Below are 26,201 nucleotides of genomic sequence, written 5' to 3' on the forward strand. Positions count from 1 at the left end.
GGTGGGGCCGGGGGTCGTAACCGGTCTCGCCCGCGAGGCCGCGTGCCTTGACGTCGTGCCGGAAGGGGAGCGCGCGCGCGTGGGCTGCGCCGGGATGGGTCCCCGCGCGGCGGCATCGGCCGCCTGTGATCTGCTCAAGTCCGGTTGCACGGGGCTGGTGAGCTTTGGTGTCGCCGGCGCGTTGGTTCCCGACCTGAGAGCGGGTGATCTGGTGATCGCCGATGCCGTCGTCAGCGCCTCGGGCGAGGTCCTGGCGTGCGACATCCCATGGCGCCAGCGGCTAGGGAGCCGGATGAGCGGCCGTCATACCGGCGGGTTGCTCGCCGGTAGCGATGCGCCGCTATTCGGAGCGAAGGACAAGCGTCTGCTCGCCGATGCCAGTGGCGCGTGCGCGGTCGACATGGAAAGCCACGCGGTGGCGGACATCGCCCGGCGGGCGGGCGTGCCTTTCGTTACCATCCGAGCGATCGTCGATCCGTTAGAGCGGTCAATCCCGGCGTGGGTGGCGGGCGGCATCGATGCCTACGGACGCCCGCGCCTCACGCGGCTTATCGCCGGTATCGCAGCCCATCCGGGCGACCTCAAAACCCTGCTCCGGCTAGGCCGGGAGCAGGCGTGCGCGCTAAAGACGTTACGCCGCGCTGCTCTCGACGCGGGCGCGTTTCTTGCGTTCGACTGAACGCCCAGGATCCTTGTCGATCTCGCTTGACATCGTCTTGATCAGGCTTTCGAAGACGAACTCCGCCGGGCGCTGATGGGTCAGGGGAATATCTGGCGCCATCGGACCGTCGGTGCGAAACCCGAAGAGCTTGACCTTCAGCGCCTTCCACGGATGACGCAGCGTGTCGTTGACCGCAGTTCCCTCATAGCCGCAATGCACCATGCAGTCGGCGCATTTTTCATAGTTCCCGGTGCCGTACCGGCTCCATTCAGTGGAGTCCATCAGCTCACGGAAGCTGTGGGCATATCCCTCGCCGAGCAGGTAGCACGGGCGCTGCCAGCCGAAGACGTTGCGGGTCGGCGTTCCCCACGGGGTGCAGGCATAGGTCTGGTTGCCGGCGAGAAAATCCATGTACAGCACGGACTGGCTGAACCGCCACTTGCTCTCGCCCTTCAGCTTGAGCACGTCGCGGAAGAGTTGCTTGGTGCGGGTCCGGTTGAGGAAATGGCTCTGTTGCGGCGCGCGCTCATAGGCGTAGCCCGGGGCGGCGGTGACGCCTTCGACGTCGAGTTCATTCGAGCAGAAGTCAAAGAAACGCGCCGCGTCCTCCGCCTTCATCGTGTTGAACAGCGTGCAGTTGACGTTGACGCGAAAGCCTGCTTTGCGTGCCGCATGGATCGCCGCAACCGCCCTCTGGAACGTTCCCGGCTGGTTGACGGCGCGGTCGTGCTCCGCTTCAAGTCCGTCGAGATGGACCGAGAACGTCAGGAACTGGCTCGGCTTGAACAGATGCAACTTCTTTTCGAGAAGCAGCCCGTTGGTGCACAGATAGACGAACTTCTTGCGTGCGACGATGCCGGCAACGATCTTGTCGATGTCCTTGTGCAGAAGCGGCTCGCCACCGGGAATCGAGACCACCGGTGCACCACACTCGTCCACCGCAGCAAGGCAGTCCTCGATGCTTAGACGCTTGTTGAGGATCGAGTCCTCATAATCGATCTTGCCGCATCCTGGGCAGGCGAGATTGCAACGGAACAGCGGCTCGAGCATCAGCACCAGTGGGTACTTGTCAATGCCGCGCAGCTTTTGTTTGAGAATGTAAGCGCCAACGCGCAACTGCTGGATGGCAGGGACGGCCACGATATTTGTTCCTTCAGTTTTACCCGACGCTGGCAACGGTCCCCGTCAATTGACGGGGCAGCTTGAATTGCATGTGCTCTTCGACACCGGCGAGCGCCTCGACCGAGACGGAGCCGAAATCGCCCAGCCGGTCGATCAGGTCCTGGACGAGTTTCTCCGGAGCGGACGCGCCGGCGGTGACACCAACGGTTCTCACGTTCTCGAGCCAACTGGGTTCGAGGCCATGGGCGTCGTCGATAAGATAGCTTGGTACGCCCGATTCGGCGCCGATTTCGCGCAGCCGGTTGGAATTCGAGCTGTTGCGCGCGCCGACGACAAGCAGCATGTCGACCTGGGCGACGAGTTCGCGGACCGCCTGCTGGCGATTTTGCGTCGCATAGCAGATGTCCCGGACGTCGGGGCCACTGATCTTCGGAAACCGAGCCCGCAGGGCTTCGATGATATCGCGCGTGTCATCGACGCTCAAGGTCGTCTGAGTGACGTAGGCAACCTTTTCGGGGTCGCGGACGTCAATCGCGGCAACGTCCTCCGCCCGCGAGACCAGATGCACGCCGCCGGGAATCCGGCCTTGCGTGCCTTCGACCTCCGGGTGCCCGGCGTGACCGATGAGGATGACCTCGCGCCCTTTACGAGCGTGATTGCGCCCTTCCTTGTGCACCTTGGTGACCAGTGGACAGGTGGCGTCGATCACCGGCAGATTGCGCCGTTGCGCCTCCTCGACGACCGCGGTGGAGACGCCGTGCGCGCTGAAGATGGTCACGGCGCCTTCGGGAATCTCATCAAGTTCTTCGACGAAAACGGCCCCTTGCGCGCGCAGCGATTCGACGACGTGCTTATTATGGACGATCTCGTGCCGCACATAGACCGGAGGGCCATAAAGGGCGAGCGCCCGTTCGACGATCTCGATCGCCCGCTCGACACCGGCACAGAAGCCTCGCGGCTTGGCGAGCAATACGCGAAGTTGTGTCGTGCTGTTCTGCGACAAGGTGTCAGTTCTCCTTTGTTCGCGCCGCCGTCCGCACCTTATGTGCGAATGTATCGCTTGGGAAGCTCGATTAGACCTTGATATGATTGAGGTTATTTAAGAGTGACGTTTTCGCAACCGCCCCCGCTCGCCCGCCCGCGATCCGGCAGATCCGTGCAGCCCGGATTGGCGCGCTGCCTCGATTTTCGATGGTGCAGGGCACGCGCGGGCACAGGCGCGGGTCATAGCTGGGTGGGATTGGGAGCGTCGCCATACACGGCATGGGGATCGAACGTCTTTTCGCTTTCGACGAATCGCAGCGGTCCGCCGCCGGACCCGGCACCGATCGGCACCGCGCGGTAGAAGCATGACCGGTATCCGACATGGCAGCTTGCGCCGCCCTCGATGTCCACGCGCAGCCAGACGGCGTCCTGATCGTCGTCGATGCGCAGTTCCTTGATCTTCTGGACGAACCCGCTCGTCGCGCCCTTGTGCCACAAGCAACGGCGGCTGCGACTCCAGTAGTGCGCCTCGCCGGTGGCGATGGATTTCTCCAGTGCTTCGGCGTTCATGTACCCGAGCATCAGCACGTCGCCCGTCGAGGCGTCCGTGGTGATCGCCGGAATGAGGCCGTTGACGTCAAACTTGGGCGCGAGTTCGCAGCCTTCTTCGACCTGCTCGACGCTTGTGCGGCGAACGAATGGCGGTGCCGGCGCGTCGCCGGAATCGGCGCTCATCGTCCTTTTATCCTTTTCGCTAATCGACAATCCCCGTCATATGTCATGCACGACAAACGAAAGGCAAGCCGGGAGCATCATTTTCTTGTTCACCCTCCGGGCGGCGCAGAGTATAAGCCTCTGCCTCGCGCGGCAGGGCCGCGCGTGACCGGAGGATTTGTTATGGCCGTACCGAAAAAGAAAACCTCGCCGTCGCGCCGGAACATGCGGCGCTCGCATCTGGCGATCAAGGCGCCGGCCTATGTTGAGGACAAGACGTCGGGCGAGTTGCGCCGTCCTCACCATATCGACCTTGCCACCGGCATGTATCGCGGACGTCAGATCCTCGACCCGAAGTAGGCCGCAGGCGACGGGGGCGGCATTCCTGCGGGGGCCGTCTATCCTTCGCGGATCTGAGCGGCCTTGGAGTCCAAGGTGGCGGCAAGTTCGTTGATGCCGCCCTTTCGCAGGATCGTATTGTATTCGGAACGGCGGACGGCAAGCTCGCTGATCGAGCGGTCAAGCAGGACGTCGACGATCCGCCAATTGTTGTTGCTCTCGGCGAGCACGTAGGTGATCGAGACGGGGTCGGCGTCGGTGCGGATCAGTCGCGTATCGACGAGCTTCGTATTGCGCGGCCCGGGGCGTTCGCCCAGCGTCTCAAACCGCTCGCCGGAAAAACCGTTGAACCGCGCCGCATACGTCATCACGCTCAACCGGACGAAGGCATCAAGCAGGCGCTGACGGTCCTGTGGATCGGCGCCGGTCCAATATGAGCCGGCCGCGGCGGAGATCATCCGCTCGAAATCGAAGCTGTCTTCCAGGACAGGTTTCAATTTGTCGTACCGGGCGTCAATGTTGAGGTGCTGCGCCTCTTTCATCACTTCGATCAGGGTTGTGTGCAGTCGCTCGACGACCGGAGTGGGCTCGCCACACGCCGCGTTTACCGCGAGCGAGACAAGCACGGCGGCGCTGAGCATCATCGCTCGAACGAATGGCATTTTCCTGCACACCTCTTCTGTGAACGTTGGGCGCAGACTAAGCAAAAGGGGCCGGAAGATGGCAACGGATGTCGCATTGGCAATTCCGCCTTGAGAACATGCTTGAAATACGTCCTAAACGACCTATAATTAACCTCTGTATGTGTACGAGTGGTGCCGAAAAACGGGCCGCTTCTGGAGCTGACACTTAATCGTGGCTCTCGTGGGCAAATTGCTTCTCAGGAGGATTATGCCAATGCGGATGCATCAAATCTCCCTAAATCCGCGTTCCGGTCGTGCTGTCTGGCGGTTTGCCGCATGACATGACGCGGGCGTGGTTTTGAGCGTTGCTCAGCGTCTTGGTGTGAAGTTCGGACGCGGGCGTCGGTTCGTTTAAAGCGGGAGATCAACATATGGCACGGCTTACCCTGCCGTCGATCGATTCCGATCGTGGCCTTGCGCGTTACTATCGTGAAATCTGGGCGTTCCCGGTGCTGACAGTCGAGCAGGAGGTGATGCTCGCGACGCGCTGGGCGGAAAGCGGTGACGTCGAGGCGGCGCATCGTCTGGTTACCAGTCATCTCAGGCTGGTCGCCAAGATTGCCGCCGGCTATCGCGGTTACGGCTTGCCGATGGCCGACCTGATCGCCGAGGGCAACATCGGCCTGATGAAGGCCGTCAAGAAGTTTGAACCGGAGCGGGGCTTCCGGCTGGCTACGTACGCGATGTGGTGGATTCGCGCGGCCATCACCGAATATGTGCTTCGCTCGTGGTCGCTGGTCAAAATGGGCACGCTTGCGGCGCAAAAGAAGCTGTTCTTCAGCCTCGGCCGCATCAAGCGGCAGCTTTCCATCCTGAGCGACGGCTCGATGACCGATGAGCAGGCGGGGGAGGTCGCCGAGGCGCTGAACGTATCGATGCAAGATGTGATCGATATGGATCGTCGCCTGGGCTCGCCCGACGTTTCGCTCAACGCGCCCCGCAGTCGCGAGGAGGGCGATACCTCGGAGTTTGTCGACGCACTGGTCGATGACGCGCCGAATCCGGAAGTGCTCACGGCTGCTGAGGAGGAGCGCACCCAGCGCCACACCCTTCTGGCTGAAGCGCTGGAGACGCTGCCGGATCGGGAGCGGCATATTCTGACCGAGCGCCGCCTCATCGAAGAGCCGAAAACGCTCGAGGAACTGGGAGTCGTCTACGGCATCAGTCGTGAACGGGTTCGCCAGCTCGAAGCGCGGGCGTTCGAGCGGCTGAAGAAGGCGATGCTGGCGGTGGCGGGGCCGCAAGGCACCGCAGCGGTTCCAGCTTGACCCTTACCGGTTGCGGTCGACAACGCGCCGGCGACCAATCACAAACGGACGAGGCAAGCGTGAACGATTCGTACCGTTCACGCTTGCGCATTGCTAGTGCAGGACGAATTCGCCGTTGGCAAATCGAAATTCTGCCGGCCGGATCAGCGAGGCAGCTTCGATCTTGACCGAGTGCAGCGGGCCTTCGAGGCTGCGGCTCCAGAATGTCAGGAAGCGGCGCAATGCCGGGAAGTGCGGCGCAAGGTCGTGGTCTTGCCATATGAAGTGTTGGAGGAGACTGGGATAGTCGGGAAGGTGATAGGTGATCTCCGCCGTGGTCAAACGGTAGGAGAGCAATCGATTCCGAACCTCAGCCATAGGGCATCTCCTTTACCAGCCTCCTCGATGGACTGCCGGTCATTGATCGGGCAACCCATCGGTTTCGGTTACCGGCGGCGTGCCGGGACCAGGGATACGCTCCGCAAGCATTCGGCGGTATTTTTGCCGCCATTCGATCTCCTTCGCCTTGGCTCCGTCCAACGTGCTCGACAATAGGGTCTACCCATCGGGCGCAATAGGCAACAGATGTGAAGTCAATATGCAATCGAGAGGCCAGAATCGCGCCTCCGCTACGATGGCAAGCCGGCGGTGATCGTTCTGGTCACTGATTTCGGCCTCGACGGCCCTTATACCGGTCAGGTCAGGGCCGTCCTTGCTGACAAGGCTCCCGGCATCGGCGTGATTGATCTGTTTGCCGATGCGCCGCCGTTCGATCCCCAAGCGGCTGCCTACCTGATCGCCGCTTATGCCGATGGATTTCCCTCGGGCAGCGTATTCCTGTGCGTGATCGATCCTGGCGTTGGCAGCGAGCGGCGCCCCTGTTGTGTTCTCGCCGGGCATCGCTGGTTCATCGGCCCCGATAACGGCCTGTTTGATGTCGTGGTAAGGCGGGCGCATCCCCACGTTGCGGCGTGGCGGATCGACGGGCGATCGGAGCGGGCCTCCGCGACGTTCCATGGCCGGGACGTCTTCGCACCGGTGGCGGCGAGCCTTGCGCGCGGCGGCCCGCTGCCCGGTCCGCCGATATCACCGCAATCGCTGCGCCGCTTCGATTGGCCCGACGATCTCGCGCGAATTGTCTACGTCGACGGGTATGGCAACGCGATAAGCGGCATGCGCGCATCGATGGTGGATGGCGATGCCCGGATCACCGTCGGCGGTTTGCGACTGGGCCGCGCCCGCTGCTTCGCTGATGTCTCGCCGGGCGAGGCGTTCTGGTATGAGAATGCCAACGGCCTGCTGGAGATCGCGGTTAATTGCGGCCGGGCGGCCGACGATCTCGGGCTGAGGCCCGGCACACCGGTCTTGATCGAAACTTAAAAGCGATCCCTGTTGCTCAGGTAGGGGGATGTATACGATGATCAAGATGGCTGGGAGGGTGTCCCGAGTCTGGATGATTTGAGAGCTTCGTGGCTTTCGCGATCGGCAGCAGTCGTATGTTCTACGTAAAATTCTGGGGCGTACGCGGCAGCGTCGCCTGTTGTTCGCCGGCACATGTACGATACGGCGGCAATACGAGTTGCGTCGAGGTCGGGGTCGGCGATCATCGCTTCATCCTTGATGCCGGGACCGGTATTCGTCCGTTGAGCAAAGTATTCCGGGCGGACGACGTCCGCACCATTTACCTTTTACTCAGCCACACGCATTGGGATCACATCAACGGGTTTCCGTTCTTTCGCCCTGCCTACGATAAAAACCGGCGAATGCATGTCTATGCCGGCCACCTCAAGCACCAGGGCCTGAGTATTCAAGGCGTTCTCGGCCATCAGATGCGCGAGCCGGTCTTTCCTGTCCCGCTCGACGCGATGAAGGCCATCGTCGAGTTTGAGGACTTCGAGGCGGGTGATTCATTTTCGCTATTCCCGGGCGTTCTCATCCGCACCACCGCGCTCAATCATCCCAACGGCGCCACCGGATACCGGATCGAGCACGCCGGCAAAGCGGTCTGCTACGTAACCGACACCGAGCACGTCCCGGGTCATCTGAACGAGAACATTTTGCGGCTGATCGAAGGCGCGGATCTGGTCATCTACGACAGTACCTACGAAGAGGACGAATTTCCCCGCCATGTCGGGTGGGGCCATTCGACGTGGAACGAGGGGATGCGTTTGTGCCGCGCCGCCGGCGCGAAGCGGCTGGCGATCTTTCACCACGATCCGGACCACGAGGACGGCCAGATGGACCGGATCGGAACCGAGGCAAATCAGGCGTGGCCGGGAACCGTGGTGACCCGCGAATGCATGACCTTGCGCCTCGATTGACCCCGACACGGCAGCGGCGATGGGCGGGCGGAGGCGCTGTTGCGCGCCCGCGCGTGCCCACAAGGCGAGCATGCCTCCATGCCGCCCTCAACCCAAGAAACGTTGTCGACGTCAACGCTCGCGAAAGGCTTCGTAGCGGAGCTTGAGCACAGGGGTGATCAGGTAGTCCAGGACGGAACGGGAGCCGGTGTGGATATCGACCGTCGCCTGCATCCCGGGCGTGATCGGCAGCTTACCGGCGGTATCGCCGAGGTAGCTTCTGTCCGTTTCGACGACGACATCGAAAAAAGCGCCGCCATTCCGGTCGATCGACGCATCCGGAGCAACCTGCCGGACCGTTCCCGACAACCCGCCGTAGCGGGCAAAGTCGTAGGTCGAGACCTTGACCAGGGCCGGTTGTCCCGCGTCGACGTAGCCACGGTCGGTCGGGCTGAGCTTGGCCTCGATCACCAGCCTGTCGTCGATGGGTACGATCTCCATGATCGCCTCGCCGGGAGCGACGACGCCGCCGATGGTGTTGTAACGCAGTTTCTTCACCACGCCGTCGATCGGGCTGCGGATGTCGGCGCGCAGACCCTGATCGGTGGCCTGGGCGAGGAGTTCATTGACCCGGGCGATCGTCTGTTCGGTTTCGCCGAGATCATCCTGGGCCTGGCGCTGGTAGCGCCCGTCGCTTTCCTTCAGGCGTTGCGTGGCCTCGGCGACGGCGGCGCGCGCCCGCGGCAATGACGAGACAAGGACGTCGATCTCGCCCTCCAGGCTATGCACCTCTGATTCAAGCTGCAGGTGCTCCATCCTCGCCGTCAGGCCCTCCTGCAGCAGCGACGCCGACATGGCTAGGCGTTCGCGGGCGAGGTTGAGGTTGCTCGTCGTCGACCGGCGCTTGGCCTCCAGTTCCTGCACTTCGAGTTCGCGCTGGCGAACCTGCTCCTTCAGCACCGCCTGTGCCGAGTCCACCTCGCGCCGGCGCGCGGCCCACGCCTGCCGTTCGGCTTCGGCGACGTCGGGCTGGCGTTTGCGCGCGTCGGCGGGGAAGACGGGGGCCGTTCCATCGCGTTCGGCCTGAAGGCGTGCCCGGTGCAAGATCGCGTTGTCGAGCCTGGCGAGCAATTCCTTGCGGTTGACCCCGGAGGTCGCAAGGTCGAGGCGTAGAAGGGTATCGCCGGCGTGCACCGTCGCCCCCTCGCTCACGTTGATCGCGGCAATGATGCCGCCCTCGAGGTGCTGGATCACCTTGACCTTGCCCTGGGGGACGACCTCGCCGTTGGCAACGGCGACCTGATCGAGCCTGGCGAACCGCGACCAGACCAGCATGACGACGAGCAGCGCCATGATCGGCCAGGCGACGATCCGCCACGTCGGCAGCGGGTGTCGCTTCAGCAGGTCGTCGAGCTGGCTCATCGCGCCGCTTCCGAGCGTCGGCCGGCTGCTCGTTCGCCAGTCGCCACCGCGCCGCCGGGCGCCACCGTAGCGCGGTCGGGCGGCGCCGATGGCACGATTGCGCCCATTCGCTGGCCGAGGACCTGCGAGAGCACCTGTTCAGACGGGCCGGCGCACCATAGACGGCCCTTTTCGAGACACACGATCGTGCGGCAAATCGGCAGGATCTGCGTGCTGTGCGTGACCACGACCACCGTGCGCTGTTTGCCGAGCTCGCTCAGCAAGGCGCGAATGTCGAGCGTCGCCTGGCTGTCGAGGCTGCTGGTCGGCTCGTCCATCAGTAACACCGGCGGGTCGCCCAACAACGCGCGGGCGATGGCGATCCGCTGCCGCTGACCGGCGGAGAGCCGGCGGCCGCCCTCGCCGATGTCGCTGGCGTAGCCGTCGGGCAAATCCACGATGGCGGCATGAACCCCGGCAATCGTGGCGGCGGCAAGGATGTCGTCGTCGCTGGCTTCGGGACAGTGATTGGCGATGTTGGCGCGTATCGTTCCGGCGAATAGAACGCACTCCTGGGGCACGTAGCCGATCCAGCCGGCCAGTTCGGCGCGGGTGAACTGCGTCACATCGGCGCCGTCGAGCAGCACGCGGCCGGCGCTGGGCCGGTAAAGACCTTGCATCAGCTTCAGCAGGGTACTCTTGCCGGAGCCGTTGGCGCCGATCAGGCCGCAGACGCCGCCGGGCTTGAAGCTGACCGTAATGCCGTCGATGGCCGGTCGCCCGACGGGAGAATAGGCGAACGAGACGTTTTCGATGGCGAGCACGCCTTGCGGCCGATCGAGCTTGAGGCCGCTCGTCTGCCGCTCGGCGGGGGCGGCGAACAATTCGGCGAGTCGGCTCGCCGATTGGGTGAACGCAGCGACGCCCCGCCACATCCCGATGAGCTGGTTGAACACGCCGAGCAATCGCCCGGTCAGCATGTTCGCGGCGATCAGCGCGCCGATGGTCATCTGCTGATCGATGATGAAACTGGCGCCTAAGGCCGTCATCGCCACGGTCCCGGCCATGGTCAGGAAGGTTCCGATGTTGCTGTAGGTGTCGGACTCGGCGCCTCGACGGATTGCGCGTTCGATGCATTCTGCGTGGCGTGCCTCCCACAACGGGCGGATCGAGGCGTCGAGCGCGAGCGCCTTGACCGTCTCGCGCCCGGCGATCACGTCGGCGATGAGGCGGTCGCGCCCGAGTCCGCTCTCGCGCTCATCGCGCGAGTTGGCGATCAGCACCCGGCCGGATCGCCAGGCGACGAGCATGAAAACCGGCAACAAGAACACCAGCAACCAGGCGACCGGCTCGGCGATAAAGAAGATGAGGACGAAGAACAGCACCGCGAACGGCAGGTCGCACACCATCAGCGCCGCCGCACCGGAAAGGGTGTTGCGGATGACATCGGTATCGCGGAACAGCGTCTGCCAATAGGTCGCGGGACGGCTCTCAAGTACCGTCAAGGGCAGGGCCATCAATTTTTCGTAAAGGCTGCGGCCGACGCAGACGTCGAGACGCAACGCCACCCGCTGCAGGATGCGGGCGCGAGACTGGCGCAAGATCCAGTCGAACAGCAGGATGCACGCCATCCCGATGACCAGGCCCTTGAGCGTTTCGATACCGGCATGGAAGACGACGCGGTCATAGACCTGCATGACGAACACCGGCACCGCCAACGCCAACAGGTTGACGAACAGCGACAGTGCCATGATTTCGCGGTACATTGACCATACGGGACGAAGAAACGGGCGAAGCCAGGCGAGCGCGGCGAATCGCATCAGTCATAAATCCCCAGACAGGGTACTATAGCCCATAAATGGGGTGGAATCGATTCCTCTCACCGATGAACGGTCCGCCCGTAAAATTGCGATCTGACAATATCCGAGCTTCCCATAAAGCCTGGATATGGGCCCCGCGTAGTTGTCCGGGGACGAAGGCGGGCAGGGGAGAGCGGTACGATCGTGGACAGAAAAGATGCCGAAGGTGAAAATCTCGCGGTTTGAGATCGCGCGTCGGATCATGACGGGACGGCGGCGGTGAAACGCAGAGACCACCAAACGGAAAGCCCTTCGCGCCCGGCGCCGGCGCCGCGCTGGTTGGGGGTGGCGGCGACGGCGGTGATCCTGGCGGCGGCGGTGTCCGCCAAAGCCGAGGTGGTGGCTGACCTTTATCGCGGGCAGGCGATCGTCACCGGGCGCGAGATTCCCGAAGAGCGGCTGCGCGGCTTTCGCGAGGCGCTGGCCGAGGTTCTGGTCAAGGTAAGCGGTGAGTCGCGGGTGCTGGGCGATCCCCGTCTGCCGGCGGTGCTCGAAGACGCACCGGCGGCGGTGGTCGCGTTCAGCTACGAGGATCGTCTGGCCAAGAAGAAGCTGATGGACGAGCAGGGGACGCGCGAGCGCAGCTACCTGCTGCGCGTCGACTTCGCCGCCGCCGCGGTCGACCAGGCGCTGGCCCGCCTGGGCGCGAGCGTCTGGCCGGTGGACCGCCCAAGGGTCCTGGTGTTGCTCGGCATTCGCGACACCCTCGGACCCTACCTGCTCGAGACCGAGAGCCCGCGCGGTTACGGGCAGCGCGAGGCGCTGCTGTCGCTGGCGAGCCGCCGCGGCATCCCGGTGGTGCTGCCGGAGACGGCGGCGCCCGGCACGCGGGCCGCGGACGGCACCGATCCGCTTTCGCCGCCCGACGCCGACGTGCGCCGGTTGCAGGCGGCCTACGCCGCGCAAGCCGTGCTGACCGGGGCGATGACGATCACGCCCGCGGGGGTTTGGGATACGCGCTGGACGCTGTTGGCCGCGGGTGGGCCGCGCTCGTGGCAGGTGTCGGGGACAACGTTCGATCGGGCGATCGCCGACGGCCTCGGCGGCGCCGCCCGCCATCTCGCCGATCTTGACTGACCGCTACCGCGCGGGGGGGCGGGGACCCGGGGGGGACTCAGTCGGCGAGCGTGACCGTCTCGAGGTCGAGTTCGACTTCCATCGTATCATCGTCGGGGACCCGGTGGCTGGTGAAGCCGAGCCGATGCACGAGGTCGAGCATTTTGCGGTTATCGGACAAGACGAGGCCGACGACGCGACGGGTTCCGCGACTCTTCGTATAGCGGATGATCTTGTCCATCAGCTTCCAGCCCAGCCGCTGCCCCTTCAAATCCGAACGCACGAGGATGGCGTATTCGGTTTTGTCGTTGTGCAGGTCGGTAATCGTTCGCACGACGCCCAGCGTTTCCGATCCCACCCCGTCGCATTTGTCCGCGACCGCAACGAACGCCATCTCGCGATCGTAGTCAATCTGCGTCAGGCGGGCCATTTCCGAATGCGGCAGGCGGCGAATGAGGTGGAAGAAGCGCAAGCGCAGATCGTCGGGGGAACAATGGCTGACGAACTCGTGATGCGCGGGTTCGTCTTCCGGGCGGATGGGTCGCAGCATGACCACGCGACCGTTCGGCAGGACGAACCGCTCCTCGAGTTCTTTGGGGTAGGGGCGGATCGCCAGCCTGCGCTCGGAGGTTTCCTTCGGTTGCGCGATGAGAATCTGGGCGTCGGCGGCGAACACCCCGCGATTGCCGATGAGCAGCGGGTTGATGGCAAGCGCCGCGAGTTCGGGCAGGTCGATCACCATCTGCGACACTTGCACCAGCGCCAGGCAGAGCGCGTCGATATCGGCGTCCGGATGCTCGGAGTGGCCCTGGATCAGCCGGTACAGCCGGGTGCGCGCGACGAGTTCACGCGCCAAGCTCGTATTGAGCGGCGGCAGGGCCACCGCACGGTCGCGAATGACGTCGCAGGCGGCGCCGCCGTGGCCGAAGACGATGACCGGCCCGAACACGGGGTCGTCAACGACGCGGATCATGCCCTCGTGCATGCCGTGGGAGCTGGTTGCCTTTTGCACGATCAGCCGTTCCGGGCTAAACCCGTTCGCATTCGCCGCCGTTGTTCGCAGCAGGCGCGTCGCCGCGGCGAGGACCGCTTCCGGTGTCTCGAGAATCGTCGCGGACTCGCGTCTTGGCGCGGGAAGTGTGGTTCCGCTGCGGGGTGCCGGCTGGAGCTGGACCGGATAACCCAGCGTTGCCGCCAAGCGCACCGCTTCCTGCGGCGTGCGGGCGTTGTGGGCCTCAGCCGAACGGATCCCGTATGATGCGAGCAGAGCGGCGGCCTCGGCGCCCACGACGAAGTTGCGGCCGTTCTCGATGCAGGCCGCGACCATCGCGCGCGCCGTCGTCGTCGACGGGGTGAAGTCCACCGGCGTCGACGTCGGCGTTTCGATCAATATTTCCTGGTTGCGGCGATAGCGCATGAGATGCACGAACGCGTCGACCGCCTGATTGGGCGTATCGTAGGTCGGGATATGGGCATCGGCGAAAAGATGACGCGCCTCGGCGACGCGAAAACCGCCCATCCAACTGGTCAGGACCGGGGTGCGGGTTTCCTTTTGGGCGTGCACGACCGCTTCCGCCGCCTGGGTACTGGAAATCGCTGACGTTGGCGCGTGCAACACCATGATTGCGTCGACTTCCGGATCGTTGGCGAGCACTTTGACAACCGCCCCGTAATGGTTGGGCTGCGCGTCCTCGTCAAAAGCGACCGGATTGTTGGGCGCGCGACCGGCCGGCAGGAAGGGAGCGAGGGCGGCGAGCGTCTTGTCGGACAGCCGTGCGAGCCGGCCATCGCTGAGGATGAGCGTATCGACCGCCATTACCCCCATGCCGCGCCCGTTACTGACGACGGCAAGCCGTTCCGCACGCGGCGGCTTTGCCCGCCCGAGGGTCTCGACGGCGGAGAACAGTTCGTTGAAGCCATAGACCCGCAGCATCCCCGCGCGGCGGATCGCGGCGTCATAGACCTCGTCCTCGCCATCGATGCCGCGCTCGCCCGTGGCGGCGAACTGACCTTCTGGGGTGCGGCCGGCCTTGATCACCAGGATCGGTTTGTTGCGGCTCGCGCCGCGTCCGGCGGACATGAACGTGCGGCCGTTCTGGATCGATTCCACATAGAGCAGAATCGCCCGGGTCATCTGGTCGTTTCCCAGGTAGTCGACGACGTCGCCAAAGCAGATGTCCGCCGTATCGCCCAGCGAGATGAAATGTGAAAAGCCGATGTCCCGCTCACACGCCCAGTCCAGCACCGAGGCGCAAACGGTTGATGACTGCGAGACGAAGGCGACACCACCGGGCTGGGCGGCGACATGGGCGACGCTGGCGTTCAACCCGATGCCGGGGACCATCACGCCGAGACAATCCGGTCCGAGGATGCGCAGGCCGCACCGTCGGATCGCGTCGCGCAACGTGCCGTTGTGAGCGTCCGGTTGGGTCAGTTCCGGCGCGTGACCGATCAGGATCGCCGCACGTGTGCCCCGCTCGGCGAGCGCCCGCATGCTTTCGAGGGACGGCAGGGGCGTCGAGCAGACAACAGCGAGATCAGGGGTGATCGGCAGTTCATCTACGGTCCGATAGGCGAGGACTCCGGCGATGGCCCGATCATTGCTCACGGGCATGATCGGCCCTTCGAAACCGCCGTGCAGAAGGTTGTGCATGACGCGATTGCTGGCGCTGCCCTCCTGGTTGCTGGCGCCGATCACGGCTACGGAGCGGGGGTAGAACAGTTTATCGAGATTGAGGATCGGCATGATACTGCTGACCGGGGTTGTTGACGATACTGCGGGCTGCCGACCAAAGGCCGAAAACCATTTCGTTCCACTTCCCCGTCGAGTGCACGACCATGTGGCCCCATAGTGGGCTCTTGTTATTAAGGGCTATCATACGCGAAGATCGGATGTTCAAGAACGGCAAATGCTGCAACGCAGCATTTGCGCGGCCCAGCGTGCGCTGAATGACACAATCGATTGTACATCGCATATCCACTCGCGAATTATGACACTTAATCTATGCGCTTGTCAGCCTCCGCCGACGGCGCGCTCCGCACTTACCTAAATGGGGTATTACTCTCGCACGCAAGGTGCAAGGAGTGATTGCGATCGGCGCTTGAATGTGGCTCTTGTTGCGTATGGGGGCGTCGCTTGCAAGGCAGTGAGGATCCTCGCGTGACGGACGAGACGGGATTGGTGGAAAAACGTTATGCGGAGGCGATGGCATCGCCTTGCGTCGGAGTATGCCGGTTGGACGATTTCACCAATCTGTGCCGCGGATGTTTGCGCACGATCGATGAAATCGCCGCATGGCGAGACGCCGGCGACGATATCAGGCAGCAGATCCTGCAGCGCATTGCCGCCCGCAAAGCGGTGGCGAGCCGTTCGCGACCGCGCCGCCGCGAGAGGTGATGTCCGTCGGCTCAAACCGCCGACAGCCCGCACCCACGCTCAAACGGCAAACCCTTTCGTGCCGAGGAAACGCGGGAGCGGCGCTAGTCTTTGGGATTAGTCGCAGCGCGATGTGAGCACCCGAAGTGTGGTGCGGGCGGTCATGCCTTCGCCTTGGTGCGCGTGGACGGCTTGCGCGCCGGCGCTTTGGCAGCGGTGCTTTTTGCTGGCGCGACGGCCGGTTTTTCGACTGGGGCGGATGCTGGGAGGGATGCCGTGGCGTTCACCGGGCTCTCCTCGCGCCGCGGCGCTTCCACCTTTGGCGAGGTCTTTGACGGTGTGGGTTCGCTCGATGCCACGACCTTGTCGCCGTCCGGCGCCGCCTTGATGGCCTCGGACCGTGAGCCGGGCATCATCGTGATCGCAGCCTGCTTCATCGCCGAGAGAACCTCGCTTTCTGCCAGCAACCAGTACTGCATCGCCATCCCTTGCTGCCTACCAGCAGATTCCCACATCAAATAGGCGAGTTCGCGAACTCGAGTCTGTACGTCTTCGGTCATTTCATGGAGCATAGTGCTCATGTTGCCTGGCCCTGTGAACAAGAACGAATGAAGCTATACCTTAACAGGAGCGAGCGAGCATGCCTTCAAAAAAATGCCATTTGAGGCCTATACACCGAGTTGATGACGCGCCATCGCATCAACGGTGACAAGCAGACAGCGGAATCTGTGCCTTTCATAGTAACTAGCCTGATCGTTCAACTTTAGGAATGGTACGAAGCATGAGACGGAACGAAGCCGTTACGTGGAAGCAGCCGGACGGACGCGCGGTTTCCTGCGAAGAAAAGTTAAAGGTTCTGAATGAGAACCTCGCAGAGATTCGGCAGATGTGCCAGGACGCTTTCGAAGACGCGCTACTCATGGGGTGTGATGAGACTCAAGTCCGGAACGTCTTCGCATCAGTGATCAGCACCTTGCGAAATCCTTATGCTTCATCTTGACATAGAGAACAGCGCGTTTGACGGACAACGCGTCCGGCGTTTGGGAGCGGCGGGCTGCCGCCCGCCACTCTGCGTGCCCGAGGCAAGCACCCAGCCCAGGCATTCGGGCCAAACACCCGAGCGACGGATGTCGAACCCCCAGACGTGAAAGACCTTGGCAGCGCAAGAAATCGGCGGCGTGCTCGTCGCGAAGGTCAGGGGAATTGACAGCGCTCCATGAAGATCTGCACCAGGCCGCGTGGACCGGCATCGAGCGTGAAGCGGTATTCCCATTCACCCGCGACGATCGCCGGATGCAGCGGCAACGGGCCAGTGGCCTCGACACTCTTGCCACCGGGGCGCGTCAGACGAACCGTCACCGGCGCGGCAGGATCGAACCAAGCCTCCGGATTGCCCGCAGCATTACGTGCCGATGCGCCGCTCACGGCGACGCTGATCGCCCCGTTGCTGAATGACGTCGACGAGGCGCCACCGCTACCGATCGGTGTTTGCACGTGAATACGCTTTATCTGCTGCTGCTTGTCGCACGATCGGCGATTTTCGATCTGCTGGATGACTGACTGCAGCCGGTCGGCTGCGACCCCGTTCGACAGCTTGTCCTGCACGAGGTCGAAGATGTCCTTGATCTGTCCCGTGGGCACGTCTTTTTCGTAGCGCGCCTGCCAGTCACTGGCCGTGGCCTTTTCCGCGGCGATCTTCTGAGCCTGAGCCTCGGTTTGCGCCTTGAGGTCTTCGAGCGTCCCGCGCAGTTCGGTGTTCTGCTGTTCGAGGGAAATGACATTGCGTTCCGCGATGCGCGTGCCGGTCTGGTAGGCATAGGCACCTGCGGCGAGGATCAGCCCGAGGGCGAGGATCCATCGAAACAGAATGACGCGGCTTCGCCGCCGCCGCCGCCGCCGATCCTCGCGAAAGCCCAAGCTCATTGGCGCCTCTTGGTCATGGTTCAATTCCGATGCTGTTGAATGGCGCCAGCGAGGCTCACAGGGAACTCTCGCTGCACGCGCTGCGCGTAGTCCTAATTAACCTGATACGCGAGGAAAGGAAAGACAGTGTCGCGAAACAAAACGACACACTCGCGGCGGTTGTCCTCAAAGCGCATATCGACGGGACCGTTGCCATTCGGCGCACCAGTCGCGAAATTCGTCCGCCGCGAGAGCGGGCGAAAAAATGTAGCCCTGGGCGAGATCGCAACCGCGAACGCGGATGTATTCGAGCTGCTCGATCTTCTCGACTCCCTCGGCGATGACACGGATGCCGAGGCGGTGGGCCATAGCGATGATCGCCTCGACGACGGTCGCGTCGCCGGCATCCTGCAAGACATTGGCGATGAATGACTTGTCGATCTTGAGCGAATCGACCGGCAGCTGTTTCAGGTGGCTGAGGCAGGAATAGCCGGTGCCGAAATCGTCGAGTGCGAGACGCACCCCCATGCGGTCGAGCTCACGCAGCGCGGCGGCTGTTTCACCGAGGTCGCTCATCAGGCATCCCTCGGTAACCTCGAGCTCGAGACAGTGGGGGGGGACGCCGTACCGCTGCAGGGCTGCCGCAACTGAATTGACCAGCCCTCGGCCGTTCCATTGCCGCGACGAAACGTTGACCGCGAGGGTCAGCTGCGGCAGTCCCGATCGCCGCCAGGCACCGAGATAACGACACGCCTCATCGAGTACCCACTGGCCAATCGCCACGATCAAGCCGGTGTCCTCGGCCAGCGGCACGAACCGTTCCGGCATCATATGCCCGAGTTGCGGGTTGCGCCATCGCAGCAAGGCTTCAGCGCCGGCGAGTTGGTGGGAGCGGATATCGACGATCGGCTGGAAGTGAATAACAAATTCGCTGCGGTCGAGGGCGTGGACGAGATGGCCTTCAAGGCGCATGCGCTCGCGCGCCACTTCGTTCATCTCGGCGGTGAAGTAGTGAAATGTGTTCCGCCCCTGCTCCTTCGCCCGGTACATCGCCGCGTCTGCGTTCTGCATCAAGGTGGCGGCATCTTCTCCGTCGTCTGGAAAAACGCTGATGCCGATCGAAGCGGTGACGAACGCCTCGTGCAGGTCGAGCACGAAAGGATTTGAAAAGGCGCTGAGAATCTTGTGCACCACCGGTTCGGTATGGGCCGAGCTGGCGATGTTCGGCAGGATGATGGTGAACTCGTCACCTCCGAGGCGGGCGACGGTATCCTCCTCGCGCACGCAACTACGAATGCGGTCCGCCGCCATTTTCAACAGGTGATCGCCAGTGGCGTGACCCCAGGTGTCGTTGATCTTCTTGAACTGATCAAGATCAAGGAACAGGACGCCGCCTTTGTGGCGATGGCGCATCGCGCTGACCACGGCGCTGCGCAGGCGGTCGAGCGCCAGCATGCGATTCGGCAGCCCGGTTACCTCGTCGAAATTCGCCTGTCGCTGCAAGCGGTCTTCGTAAGCCTTGCGCAAGGTCACATCGGCGACGGTTGATTGAAACGCGAAGGCGCCTTTCCAGCTGACTTCCTGCGTCTGCACTTCCACCCAGATAAACCCACCGTCCTTGCGCACACACTTCAATTCGTGGGCATCCGAGGGCGATGTGCCGAAGTGGCCAGGCTGCGGAGCGATATAGCCCTGACTGTGGTCGCTCTTGGCGAACAGTCGCTCAAGCGACGGCAGCGCGACGATTTCCTCCGGATCATCGTAACCGAAGATCCGGGCAAAGGTGCGGTTGGCGAAAATCGGCACGCCGTCGCGCTCGATGACGATCCCGAGAACCGAGCCTTCGACAAGGCTGCGGAACCGTTCCTCGCTTTCGCGGACCGCCTGCTCTCCACGTTTGCGTTCGGTGATGTCGAGCGAGACCGTGACGATTTGATCGATTTGCCCGTCATGGCCGTAGAGCGGTGCTTTCGTCGTCAGCAGCACGCGCTCGTCGTCCTTGCGGTCGCGCAGCGTCTCCTCGATGTCGAACAGCGGGGCACCCGCCTCGATCACTTGATCGTCGAGGTCCTGATGCCGACGGCCGTAGGTTTCGCCAAACAGATCCGTCTGCGCCAAAATCATGCGATCGGCGCCGTTCAAGTCAAAGAAGTCCTCATGGACGCTGTTGAGGAATAATATTCGCCCGCTCCGACCGGTTGCCCGGATCAGCGCGGGAACCGTGTTGACCACCCTGCGAAGATTCTCCTCGCTGAGGCGAATAGCCTCGGCATGCTGGCGGACGCTCGCCTCAAGCGCTTCCTTAAGGTCCGATGCGCGGGATTTAAGCAGCTTCTGATGGTGCCAGAGCGATAAGAGATTGCGCGCTCGGGTGCAGAACTCCCGGCCATCGACCGGACTGAGGAGGAACTCGCTCGCACCCGCGTCAAGCGCGCGGTAGCGGAACACCCGGTCTTCATACGCCGTCACCACGATTATCGGCACGCCTTGGGCGCTCGGCAGTTGTCGGCAAGCGGTGATGAACTCCTCCCCCGACATTTCCGGCATGACGAAGTCGGTCACGATCAGGTCGGGAGGCTGGCTGGCGATAAACTGCAGCGCCGCCTTTGGCGCGGTGAACCCGCGCACAACGACGTCCGGCTGCGCCGCTTGCGCGAACCGCTCGAGAATCTTCAGGTTGATCGCCTGATCATCGACGATCACGACTAGGGCCATCGTTCATCCCGCGGTCGTGGCTGGCGCTTCCTTGGTCGAACGAGGCGACAGACCGTTGAACGACGTAAAAAATACAAGGGAATCATGGGACTTCATCCCGCTCAAGGTCAATCCCTTACCTTTTGTGGTCTTACCCGATGCATTCACCGTCTTCAGCGACCCGCTCGCGCACCACCCCCGTAGCCTTTTCATCAAGTGGGGTCGCCCACCGGTCATGACGATGCGTCTGTCGGCCGGCGGCCGCGATTTGCCGCCGGTGATTGTTCGCTACCGCAGCGAAGGCGCTATAAAAACCATGTTTCTTGTCGGAGTTCTCGCAGACAAAAGTTCATTTGCAGAGAATGATAGATCACTAAGATATTAAAAACGTGTATAACTTGCAAACCAACATCCTCGCCTTGAAAGACTCGCTCAGAGATCTACAAGACATGGAGAATCACATGTCGTACCTTGGTTACCCTCATTCTCAATCCATGCACGCTCAATCCAGAATCGTTGGCGAAAAATGCCCCATCGGGGCTAAACGTACGCCATCGTCAATAAGTTCCTGCGCTCAGTCGAGCACTCGTGCCGATTTTCCGAAGAGCTTGGCCGCGAATCTGACGTTGCCGCGTCTTGCGAGTGTTGAACTGTCGTTTGATCCCTCGTTTCGAGCACTCTGGCAGTTCATGAAACCGCAGGAGCGTCCGAGCTTCACCGCCGGACTGCTGAACGACATGACCAAAGCTCTCGATTTCGTCGAAGATTCGGTCGGTCATGCCGAGAGCAAGGAGTCGCCGATTGATTTCCTTGTGCTCGCATCGAAAATTCCCGGAATCTTCAATCTTGGCGGCGATCTGCCGCACTTCATCAGTCTTATCGAGAAAGGTGATCGGGAAACTTTGCGCTGGTATGCGCACGTCTGTGCCAAGGGGCAGTATCGCCGGGCGATCGGGCTCGATCTGCCGATCTGTTCGATCGCGCTGGTGCAAGGAGACGCGCTCGGAGGTGGGTTCGAGGCGGCGTTGGCGCACGACGTGATCATTGCCGAGCGCGGCGCCTCCTTCGGGCTCCCCGAGGTGCTGTTCAACCTGTTTCCGGGCATGGGCGCTTATAGTTTTCTTGCCCGTCGTCTCGATTCGATTCGCGCCGAACGGATGATCTTGAGCGGGCGGATCTACACGGCGGAGGAACTTCACGCCGAGGGTGTCGTCGATCGGCTCGTCGAGCGCGGCGAGGGTGAAGACGCGGTCAATAGCTATATGGTTGAGTTCACGCGCGCTGCTCCGGCACGGCGCGCGCTCCTGGAAGCGCGGCGAATTGTCAATCCGATCAGCTTGCGCGAATTGATGTGGATTGCCGATCTCTGGGTGGATGCCGCACTGGCGCTGAGCCCGGCCGATCTTCGCAGAATGCGCCACCTCGCCCGCGCTCAGGACCGCCGATGGGAGAAACTCGTCGATAAAGGCCAAGATGCCAATACTTAACGCCTGATTGCGCGCAGCGAATCCACGAGATGACTTACGATACACGGGACACGAGACACATCATGCCGTTCGTCTTTGCCGGGACCGGCGAAGATGCCGACACGCAAACCGGCGCACGCGGCGATGCCAGTCTCAGCAAAACGTGGTTCGCCGCAAATCGGTCGCACGGTCCGAGAGTTCCCGGCGGAAGCGTCCAAGCTCGCGACGCATCTGCTGTACGCTCTCGGACCCGGTGCCGCGCAGACGCTCAAGACTGATTCCCTGCAGCTCCTGACACATCCGCCTCATCGATTCAGCGCCGACATTTCCGGACGTGCCGCGGAGCGCATGGACTTGATCGCGAAACGCGCGCGTATCACTCTCGCGGACGGCTCGGTCCATTTCTTCAAACAGTCGTTCGCAGTCAACCGCGTACTCCTCCAGGACTTGGAGGACGAACTCGCCGTCGGCAAAGCGTACGAGGTTCTCGACGAATTGCCAGCTGATCGCAGGGGCGATCTCGTTGCGGTATCGCGGATGCTTGGAAATCTGCGTGACTGCGGCGGGCAGTGGCTTGGCAGCGAGCGGTGCGGCGGTTGCAGCGTCCTCGCGCGGGAACCGGGCGGCGAGGCGATCGACCGTGCCAAGCATAGAAGTCGGCTCGACAGGCTTAGTCAGGTAGGCGTCGATGCCTGCGTCGTAAGATGCCTGGCGCGTCTCCGCTGTCGCGTCGGCGCTGAGCACGACAATCGGCAAGTGCCGCTGGCCGATCGCCGCCATGCGATGCAGCTTGACCATCTCCAGCCCGCTCATGCCTGGCATGTTGACGTCGACGATCGCGAGGTCAAATGACGATGAGTCGAGCAGAGTAAGCGCATCTTCGCCGCTGTCAGCGAGTTGCACGAAATGCCCCGCATGTTCGAGGATTCGTTTGGTTACTTTTTGATTGATGACGTTATCCTCGGCGACCAACAGCCGAAGACGGCGTTGTTGTGGCTTTGCCACCGTGACTTCCCCCTCGTCCCCAGCGTCGACACCGGCACCCCGGCCAATCATCCGCGCTGCGTGCAGCGCGCGCAACAGCGCTGTTCGATCGAATGAGGCGGGCAGGCTCGCGGCGAAGCACGTGCCGTCATCGCAGGCCAAGTCCGGTTCGTCGACCAGCCGCACGCAGACGATCGATGCCCGCGGCGCGCTGTCGATCAACGGTCGAATGAGCTCGGCGGTCCATGGTCGCCCCGACCGGGAGTCGGCAAGGACTGCACCTGTTCCGTTTTCTGCCAAGAGTGTCGCAAGCTGTGTGGCTGAGCGTACAATCGCGATGGCGATGGGCAGGTCGCCCGCTAAAATTCGAATGCTCCCCCCGACGGCGGCGTCGTCGCTCAATACGAACAGCCGCTCGGGAATTGTTACATCGGAGCTTTCTTCTAGCGGAATAAAAGGCAGGTCGACGTGGAACAAGCTCCCCTTACCCGGCGTGCTCTCGAGCCCGATGCTGCCGCCGACGAGTTGCACCAGGCTACGGGTGATGGAAAGGCCGAGGCCGGTGCCGCCATAGCGCCGGTGGATCGTGTCGTCTGCCTGAACAAACCGCTCGAAGATTTGCGCTTGTTGTTCGGCGGCGATGCCGATGCCCGTATCGCGCACGTTGAACCGGAGCAAAAGCCCGCTTGGCGGCTGCTTCGCCGCGGGAGCGACGTCAATCGAAACCCGTCCGGATTCGGTGAACTTGATCGCGTTTGCGATCAGGTTGGTGAGAATCTGGCGCAGGTGTCGACTGTCGCCACGCACCGGCCACGGAACGCCTGCGCCGATGTGCAGCGTCAGCGCGAGGCCCTTGCCCTCGGCCTGTGGCCGGAACATTGCGACGATGTCGGCGAGGCTGGCGTAAAGATCGAATTCTGTCTCGCTGACGGTAATGCGCCCGGCTTCGATCTGCGAGACGTCAAGGACGTCTTCGATCAGGGACAAGAGCGCGCCGCCGGATGTTTGTATGGTCCGCACCATTTCCTGCTGATCGCGGTCGAGCGCGGTATGGCCGAGCAGGTCGCCCATGCCGATGATTGCGTTCAGCGGCGTGCGAAGTTCATGGCTCATCGTTGCGAGAAACCGGCTCTTGGCGACACTTGCCGCCTCCGCCTGAGCTTTTGCCTCGCGGAGCTTGCGGATGAGCGACGCCGCGTACGCAGGCAGGACGACGAGAGCCGCCAGCAGGCCGAAACCCAGAGGTGATTCTCTCTGCCAGAACGGCGTGGTGAGGATCACCGCGAGAAATCCGCAAACGGCAAGCGCGCCCGATCCCGCAAGGTAGGCGAGGCCGTAACGGAAACCGTTGCCGAACGCGACCCACAGGTAGATGGCGTAAAATGGCGCCGCCGCTTCGCCACCGAAATGCATGAATGCCGACGTCATGGCGAAGTCGGTAACCATGGAGGCGATCCGCCGTGCTGGCGAGGCAGCCGGCCACCAAATGATGAGTCCAAGGTAGACGCAGGCGATGACGAGATAGGTGTCGGCGAGCATCGCGCTGGTACGCACGTCCGGATCCGAGTTCGCCAACGATCCGTTCGCCGCCAAATAAAAAGACAAAAGTGCGACGATGACGATACGGATTACCGCCTGTTCGTGCTCGCTGTCTGGGCGGTTACGAAAACGAGCAAAGACCGTACGAAGCGCCAAAAAGCCCCGTTTAAATAATTCGTTGCGGATCATCTGCGCCTCTGAGCGAAGCATGCTGCCGATCGGTCGGAATTCCGACGCCTCGGACCCTTCCGAGACGGCTTTGCGGATGAGAAAGCAGTGCCCCGCAGGCCAGGAGGTGCGGCTCACGCGCCGCCAGCGCGTTCACCCGGCTCGATCAGCTGGTATCATGGACGCCAAGAAACAGACACGAGCACCCTTAGAATCGGGCCGCCAAAGCCTGGAAAAACCGTCATTGGGACCTGCGCTGTTCCACCATTCTGACGAGGAGCACAAAACAAGCGCCCAACTCCCGCATCCCCATCCCATCCGGCTCCCACGCCTAATCCATCATTCTGATCTTTTTGTGGCAATTTACCCCGGATTGGGTGGAACAACAATCCGCTTGTGGCCGCCAACTGAAAATGCCGCGCGAACCAACGACTTGGCTCGGCGATGCCTCGGCGCTATCGGAAAATAGGGAAGCGTGGTGGGTAACAACGATCAAATCGTCAATGTCCTGGTCACGCAACAGTTCGTCTCCTACCTCGCTGCGTGGCAGCGCGGTGGCTCCGGAGGAGGGATTCGAACCCCCGACCCAGCGGTTAACAGCCGCTTGCTCTACCACTGAGCTACTCCGGAACGGTACTGGAGGCGCGGACCGGATTCGAACCGGTGTACACGGCTTTGCAGGCCGCTGCGTAGCCACTCCGCCACCGCGCCAAGCGCAACCAACGCAGCTCCCCGCCGCAGGCCTTACCGGCCTTACGAAGACGCGAGACTAGTGGCAGGCTTGGCGGCGGTCAAGGCGTGGCAGTGGCGTCGGAGCCGCTTTTTATCGTCGCTGGGCGCGACAGCGACGGAGGTGGGATCAATATCCGGTGCGCAGGATGAAGCGGCCGGGTTGTATGGGGCCAGCTTGCTCGGTATATAGCTGCGCGGCGCATATCGCGTTCGTCGCCGCGCCACGACTACTTCGAGGGCCGACATGGATTACGCCGCCGCCCGGTACAACATGGTTCAACAACAGCTGCGGACGAATCGGGTCACCGATCCGATGATCGTCGCAGCGATGAGCACATTGCCGCGCGAGGGATTCATCCCGCAATCGCACCGCGGCCTTGCCTACGTCGACGAGGACATTCCCTTGGGCACCGGGCGATTCATGCCGGCTCCCCTGACGACGGCGCGCCTGCTGCAGGCCGCAGAGATCGATGCCGCCGACGTCATCCTCGAAATTGGTTGCGGCACCGGCTACGCGACGGCGGTGATGGCGGGGATAGCGAGCGTCGTCGTTGCGCTTGAGTGCGACGCCGATCTTGCGGCGAAGGCGACCGCAATTCTCGCTGAACTCGATCTCAATACGGTGACGGTGACCACAGGTCCACTGCCGGCCGGCCACCCGGAGCAGGCGCCTTACGATGTGATCGTCTTTGGCGGTGCCGTCGCTTCGGTTCCGCCGGCGATTACCCAGCAGCTCGCTGACGGCGGCCGGATGCTTGCCGTAATTGCGGGGGAAAAGGGCCTTGGTTGCGGGACGCTCTTTCTGCGACGGGGAGAATCGATTTCGCGCCGTACGCTGTTCGACGTGTCGCTCCCGCTGCTCCCGGGCTTTGTTCCCGAGCCAATGTTCCGCTTCTGAGCATTTGCTGACGGTGAAACTTGCGATGATGACGGCGTGAACCGCGTCAAGAGCGGGAAGGGAGACAGTCGCAAAG

At 62.7% G+C, this 26,201-nt stretch carries 22 protein-coding genes and 2 tRNA genes; 10 read left to right on the top strand and 14 right to left on the bottom strand.

From position 1 onward, the window contains the following. Position 1 precedes the first annotated feature (1 nt). Positions 2-679, top strand: coding sequence for a phosphorylase (locus tag IPK66_07825; GenBank protein ID MBK8175162.1), 678 nt, complete (start codon positions 2-4; stop codon positions 677-679). Here the strand turns inward: IPK66_07825 and hpnH are convergent. The 3 genes from hpnH to hisI all read right to left on the bottom strand — a co-directional run bounded on the left by hpnH (position 632) and on the right by hisI (position 3,502). Continuing rightward, on the bottom strand, positions 632-1,801 hold the full coding sequence (hpnH, locus tag IPK66_07830; protein MBK8175163.1) for an adenosyl-hopene transferase HpnH: 1,170 nt from the start codon (positions 1,799-1,801) through the stop codon (positions 632-634). The two genes, IPK66_07825 and hpnH, sit on opposite strands and share 48 nt — an antisense overlap. 19 nt (positions 1,802-1,820) lie before the next feature. After that, positions 1,821-2,786 carry a 4-hydroxy-3-methylbut-2-enyl diphosphate reductase gene (gene ispH, locus IPK66_07835; GenBank protein ID MBK8175164.1) on the bottom strand — a complete coding sequence of 322 codons (966 nt, stop codon included), beginning with the start codon at positions 2,784-2,786 and terminating at the stop codon, positions 1,821-1,823. A 221-nt stretch (positions 2,787-3,007) separates the two neighbouring features. Further along, the gene (hisI, locus tag IPK66_07840) at positions 3,008-3,502 is read right to left on the bottom strand and encodes a phosphoribosyl-AMP cyclohydrolase (protein MBK8175165.1); all 495 of its coding nucleotides are present in this window, start codon (positions 3,500-3,502) and stop codon (positions 3,008-3,010) included. 162 nt (positions 3,503-3,664) lie between these two features. Here hisI and IPK66_07845 point away from each other — a divergent pair, with 162 nt between their 5' ends. Continuing rightward, positions 3,665-3,841, top strand: coding sequence for a 50S ribosomal protein L32 (locus tag IPK66_07845; GenBank protein ID MBK8175166.1), 177 nt, complete (start codon positions 3,665-3,667; stop codon positions 3,839-3,841). Positions 3,842-3,879: 38 nt separating this feature from the next. Here the strand turns inward: IPK66_07845 and IPK66_07850 are convergent, their stop codons facing one another. After that, positions 3,880-4,482 carry an ABC transporter substrate-binding protein gene (locus IPK66_07850; GenBank protein ID MBK8175167.1) on the bottom strand — a complete coding sequence of 201 codons (603 nt, stop codon included), beginning with the start codon at positions 4,480-4,482 and terminating at the stop codon, positions 3,880-3,882. A 392-nt stretch (positions 4,483-4,874) separates the two neighbouring features. Here IPK66_07850 and rpoH point away from each other — a divergent pair, with 392 nt between their 5' ends. Further along, positions 4,875-5,771 (top strand): RNA polymerase sigma factor RpoH, encoded by an 897-nt coding sequence (gene rpoH / locus IPK66_07855; GenBank protein ID MBK8175168.1) that lies wholly within the window; start codon positions 4,875-4,877, stop codon positions 5,769-5,771. Between the two features lie 93 nt (positions 5,772-5,864). Here the strand turns inward: rpoH and IPK66_07860 are convergent, their stop codons facing one another. Continuing rightward, a complete protein-coding gene (locus tag IPK66_07860; protein MBK8175169.1) occupies positions 5,865-6,128 on the bottom strand; it encodes a Usg family protein in 264 nt (87 codons plus the stop codon). A 270-nt stretch (positions 6,129-6,398) separates the two neighbouring features. Here IPK66_07860 and IPK66_07865 point away from each other — a divergent pair, with 270 nt between their 5' ends. Both IPK66_07865 and IPK66_07870 read left to right on the top strand, forming a co-directional pair. Continuing rightward, entirely contained in the window at positions 6,399-7,130 is a 732-nt protein-coding gene (locus IPK66_07865; protein MBK8175170.1) for an SAM-dependent chlorinase/fluorinase, read from the top strand. A 116-nt stretch (positions 7,131-7,246) separates the two neighbouring features. Further along, a complete protein-coding gene (locus IPK66_07870; protein ID MBK8175171.1) occupies positions 7,247-8,071 on the top strand; it encodes an MBL fold metallo-hydrolase in 825 nt (274 codons plus the stop codon). Positions 8,072-8,182: 111 nt separating this feature from the next. Here IPK66_07870 and IPK66_07875 read toward each other — a convergent pair whose 3' ends face one another. Together IPK66_07875 and IPK66_07880 are read right to left on the bottom strand one after the other, a co-directional pair. Beyond that, positions 8,183-9,472 carry an HlyD family type I secretion periplasmic adaptor subunit gene (locus tag IPK66_07875; protein MBK8175172.1) on the bottom strand — a complete coding sequence of 430 codons (1,290 nt, stop codon included), beginning with the start codon at positions 9,470-9,472 and terminating at the stop codon, positions 8,183-8,185. Continuing rightward, positions 9,469-11,271: an ATP-binding cassette domain-containing protein gene (locus IPK66_07880; protein ID MBK8175173.1), complete on the bottom strand. Its 1,803-nt coding sequence runs from the start codon at positions 11,269-11,271 to the stop codon at positions 9,469-9,471. The genes IPK66_07875 and IPK66_07880 overlap by 4 nt, the downstream gene beginning before the upstream one ends. A gap of 258 nt (positions 11,272-11,529) precedes the next feature. Between IPK66_07880 and IPK66_07885 the strand changes: the two genes are divergently transcribed. Then, positions 11,530-12,387 (top strand): DUF2066 domain-containing protein, encoded by an 858-nt coding sequence (locus tag IPK66_07885; protein ID MBK8175174.1) that lies wholly within the window; start codon positions 11,530-11,532, stop codon positions 12,385-12,387. A gap of 37 nt (positions 12,388-12,424) precedes the next feature. On the opposite strand, the gene IPK66_07890 is transcribed toward IPK66_07885, so the two are convergent. Beyond that, complete coding sequence (locus IPK66_07890; protein ID MBK8175175.1) at positions 12,425-15,112, bottom strand: bifunctional acetate--CoA ligase family protein/GNAT family N-acetyltransferase; 2,688 nt, start codon at positions 15,110-15,112, stop codon at positions 12,425-12,427. A gap of 459 nt (positions 15,113-15,571) precedes the next feature. Here IPK66_07890 and IPK66_07895 point away from each other — a divergent pair, with 459 nt between their 5' ends. After that, positions 15,572-15,763: a DUF1289 domain-containing protein gene (locus tag IPK66_07895; GenBank protein MBK8175176.1), complete on the top strand. Its 192-nt coding sequence runs from the start codon at positions 15,572-15,574 to the stop codon at positions 15,761-15,763. A 140-nt stretch (positions 15,764-15,903) separates the two neighbouring features. Here IPK66_07895 and IPK66_07900 read toward each other — a convergent pair whose 3' ends face one another. From IPK66_07900 to IPK66_07910, 3 genes are all read right to left on the bottom strand, one after another. Continuing rightward, on the bottom strand, positions 15,904-16,323 hold the full coding sequence (locus IPK66_07900) for a DUF2934 domain-containing protein (GenBank protein ID MBK8175177.1): 420 nt from the start codon (positions 16,321-16,323) through the stop codon (positions 15,904-15,906). 613 nt (positions 16,324-16,936) lie between these two features. Beyond that, a complete protein-coding gene (locus tag IPK66_07905; GenBank protein ID MBK8175178.1) occupies positions 16,937-17,665 on the bottom strand; it encodes a hypothetical protein in 729 nt (242 codons plus the stop codon). Positions 17,666-17,830: 165 nt separating this feature from the next. Next, positions 17,831-20,359, bottom strand: a complete 2,529-nt coding sequence (locus IPK66_07910; GenBank protein MBK8175179.1) for an EAL domain-containing protein — start codon at positions 20,357-20,359, stop codon at positions 17,831-17,833. A gap of 55 nt (positions 20,360-20,414) precedes the next feature. Between IPK66_07910 and IPK66_07915 the strand changes: the two genes are divergently transcribed. Both IPK66_07915 and IPK66_07920 read left to right on the top strand, forming a co-directional pair. Next, positions 20,415-20,723: a hypothetical protein gene (locus IPK66_07915; GenBank protein ID MBK8175180.1), complete on the top strand. Its 309-nt coding sequence runs from the start codon at positions 20,415-20,417 to the stop codon at positions 20,721-20,723. Positions 20,724-20,964: 241 nt separating this feature from the next. Continuing rightward, entirely contained in the window at positions 20,965-21,825 is an 861-nt protein-coding gene (locus IPK66_07920; protein ID MBK8175181.1) for a crotonase/enoyl-CoA hydratase family protein, read from the top strand. 132 nt (positions 21,826-21,957) lie between these two features. Here the strand turns inward: IPK66_07920 and IPK66_07925 are convergent, their stop codons facing one another. From IPK66_07925 to IPK66_07935, 3 genes are all read right to left on the bottom strand, one after another. Further along, a complete protein-coding gene (locus IPK66_07925; GenBank protein MBK8175182.1) occupies positions 21,958-24,537 on the bottom strand; it encodes a response regulator in 2,580 nt (859 codons plus the stop codon). Between the two features lie 513 nt (positions 24,538-25,050). Then, a tRNA-Asn gene (locus IPK66_07930) sits at positions 25,051-25,125 on the bottom strand. Between the two features lie 7 nt (positions 25,126-25,132). After that, positions 25,133-25,206 (bottom strand) — tRNA-Cys (locus IPK66_07935). Between the two features lie 265 nt (positions 25,207-25,471). Between IPK66_07935 and IPK66_07940 the strand changes: the two genes are divergently transcribed. Next, positions 25,472-26,125, top strand: coding sequence for a protein-L-isoaspartate O-methyltransferase (locus IPK66_07940; protein ID MBK8175183.1), 654 nt, complete (start codon positions 25,472-25,474; stop codon positions 26,123-26,125). Positions 26,126-26,201 lie beyond the last annotated feature (76 nt).

Source organism: Rhodospirillales bacterium (genome assembly GCA_016712595.1).
GTDB lineage: Bacteria > Pseudomonadota > Alphaproteobacteria > Rhodospirillales > Defluviicoccaceae > Defluviicoccus.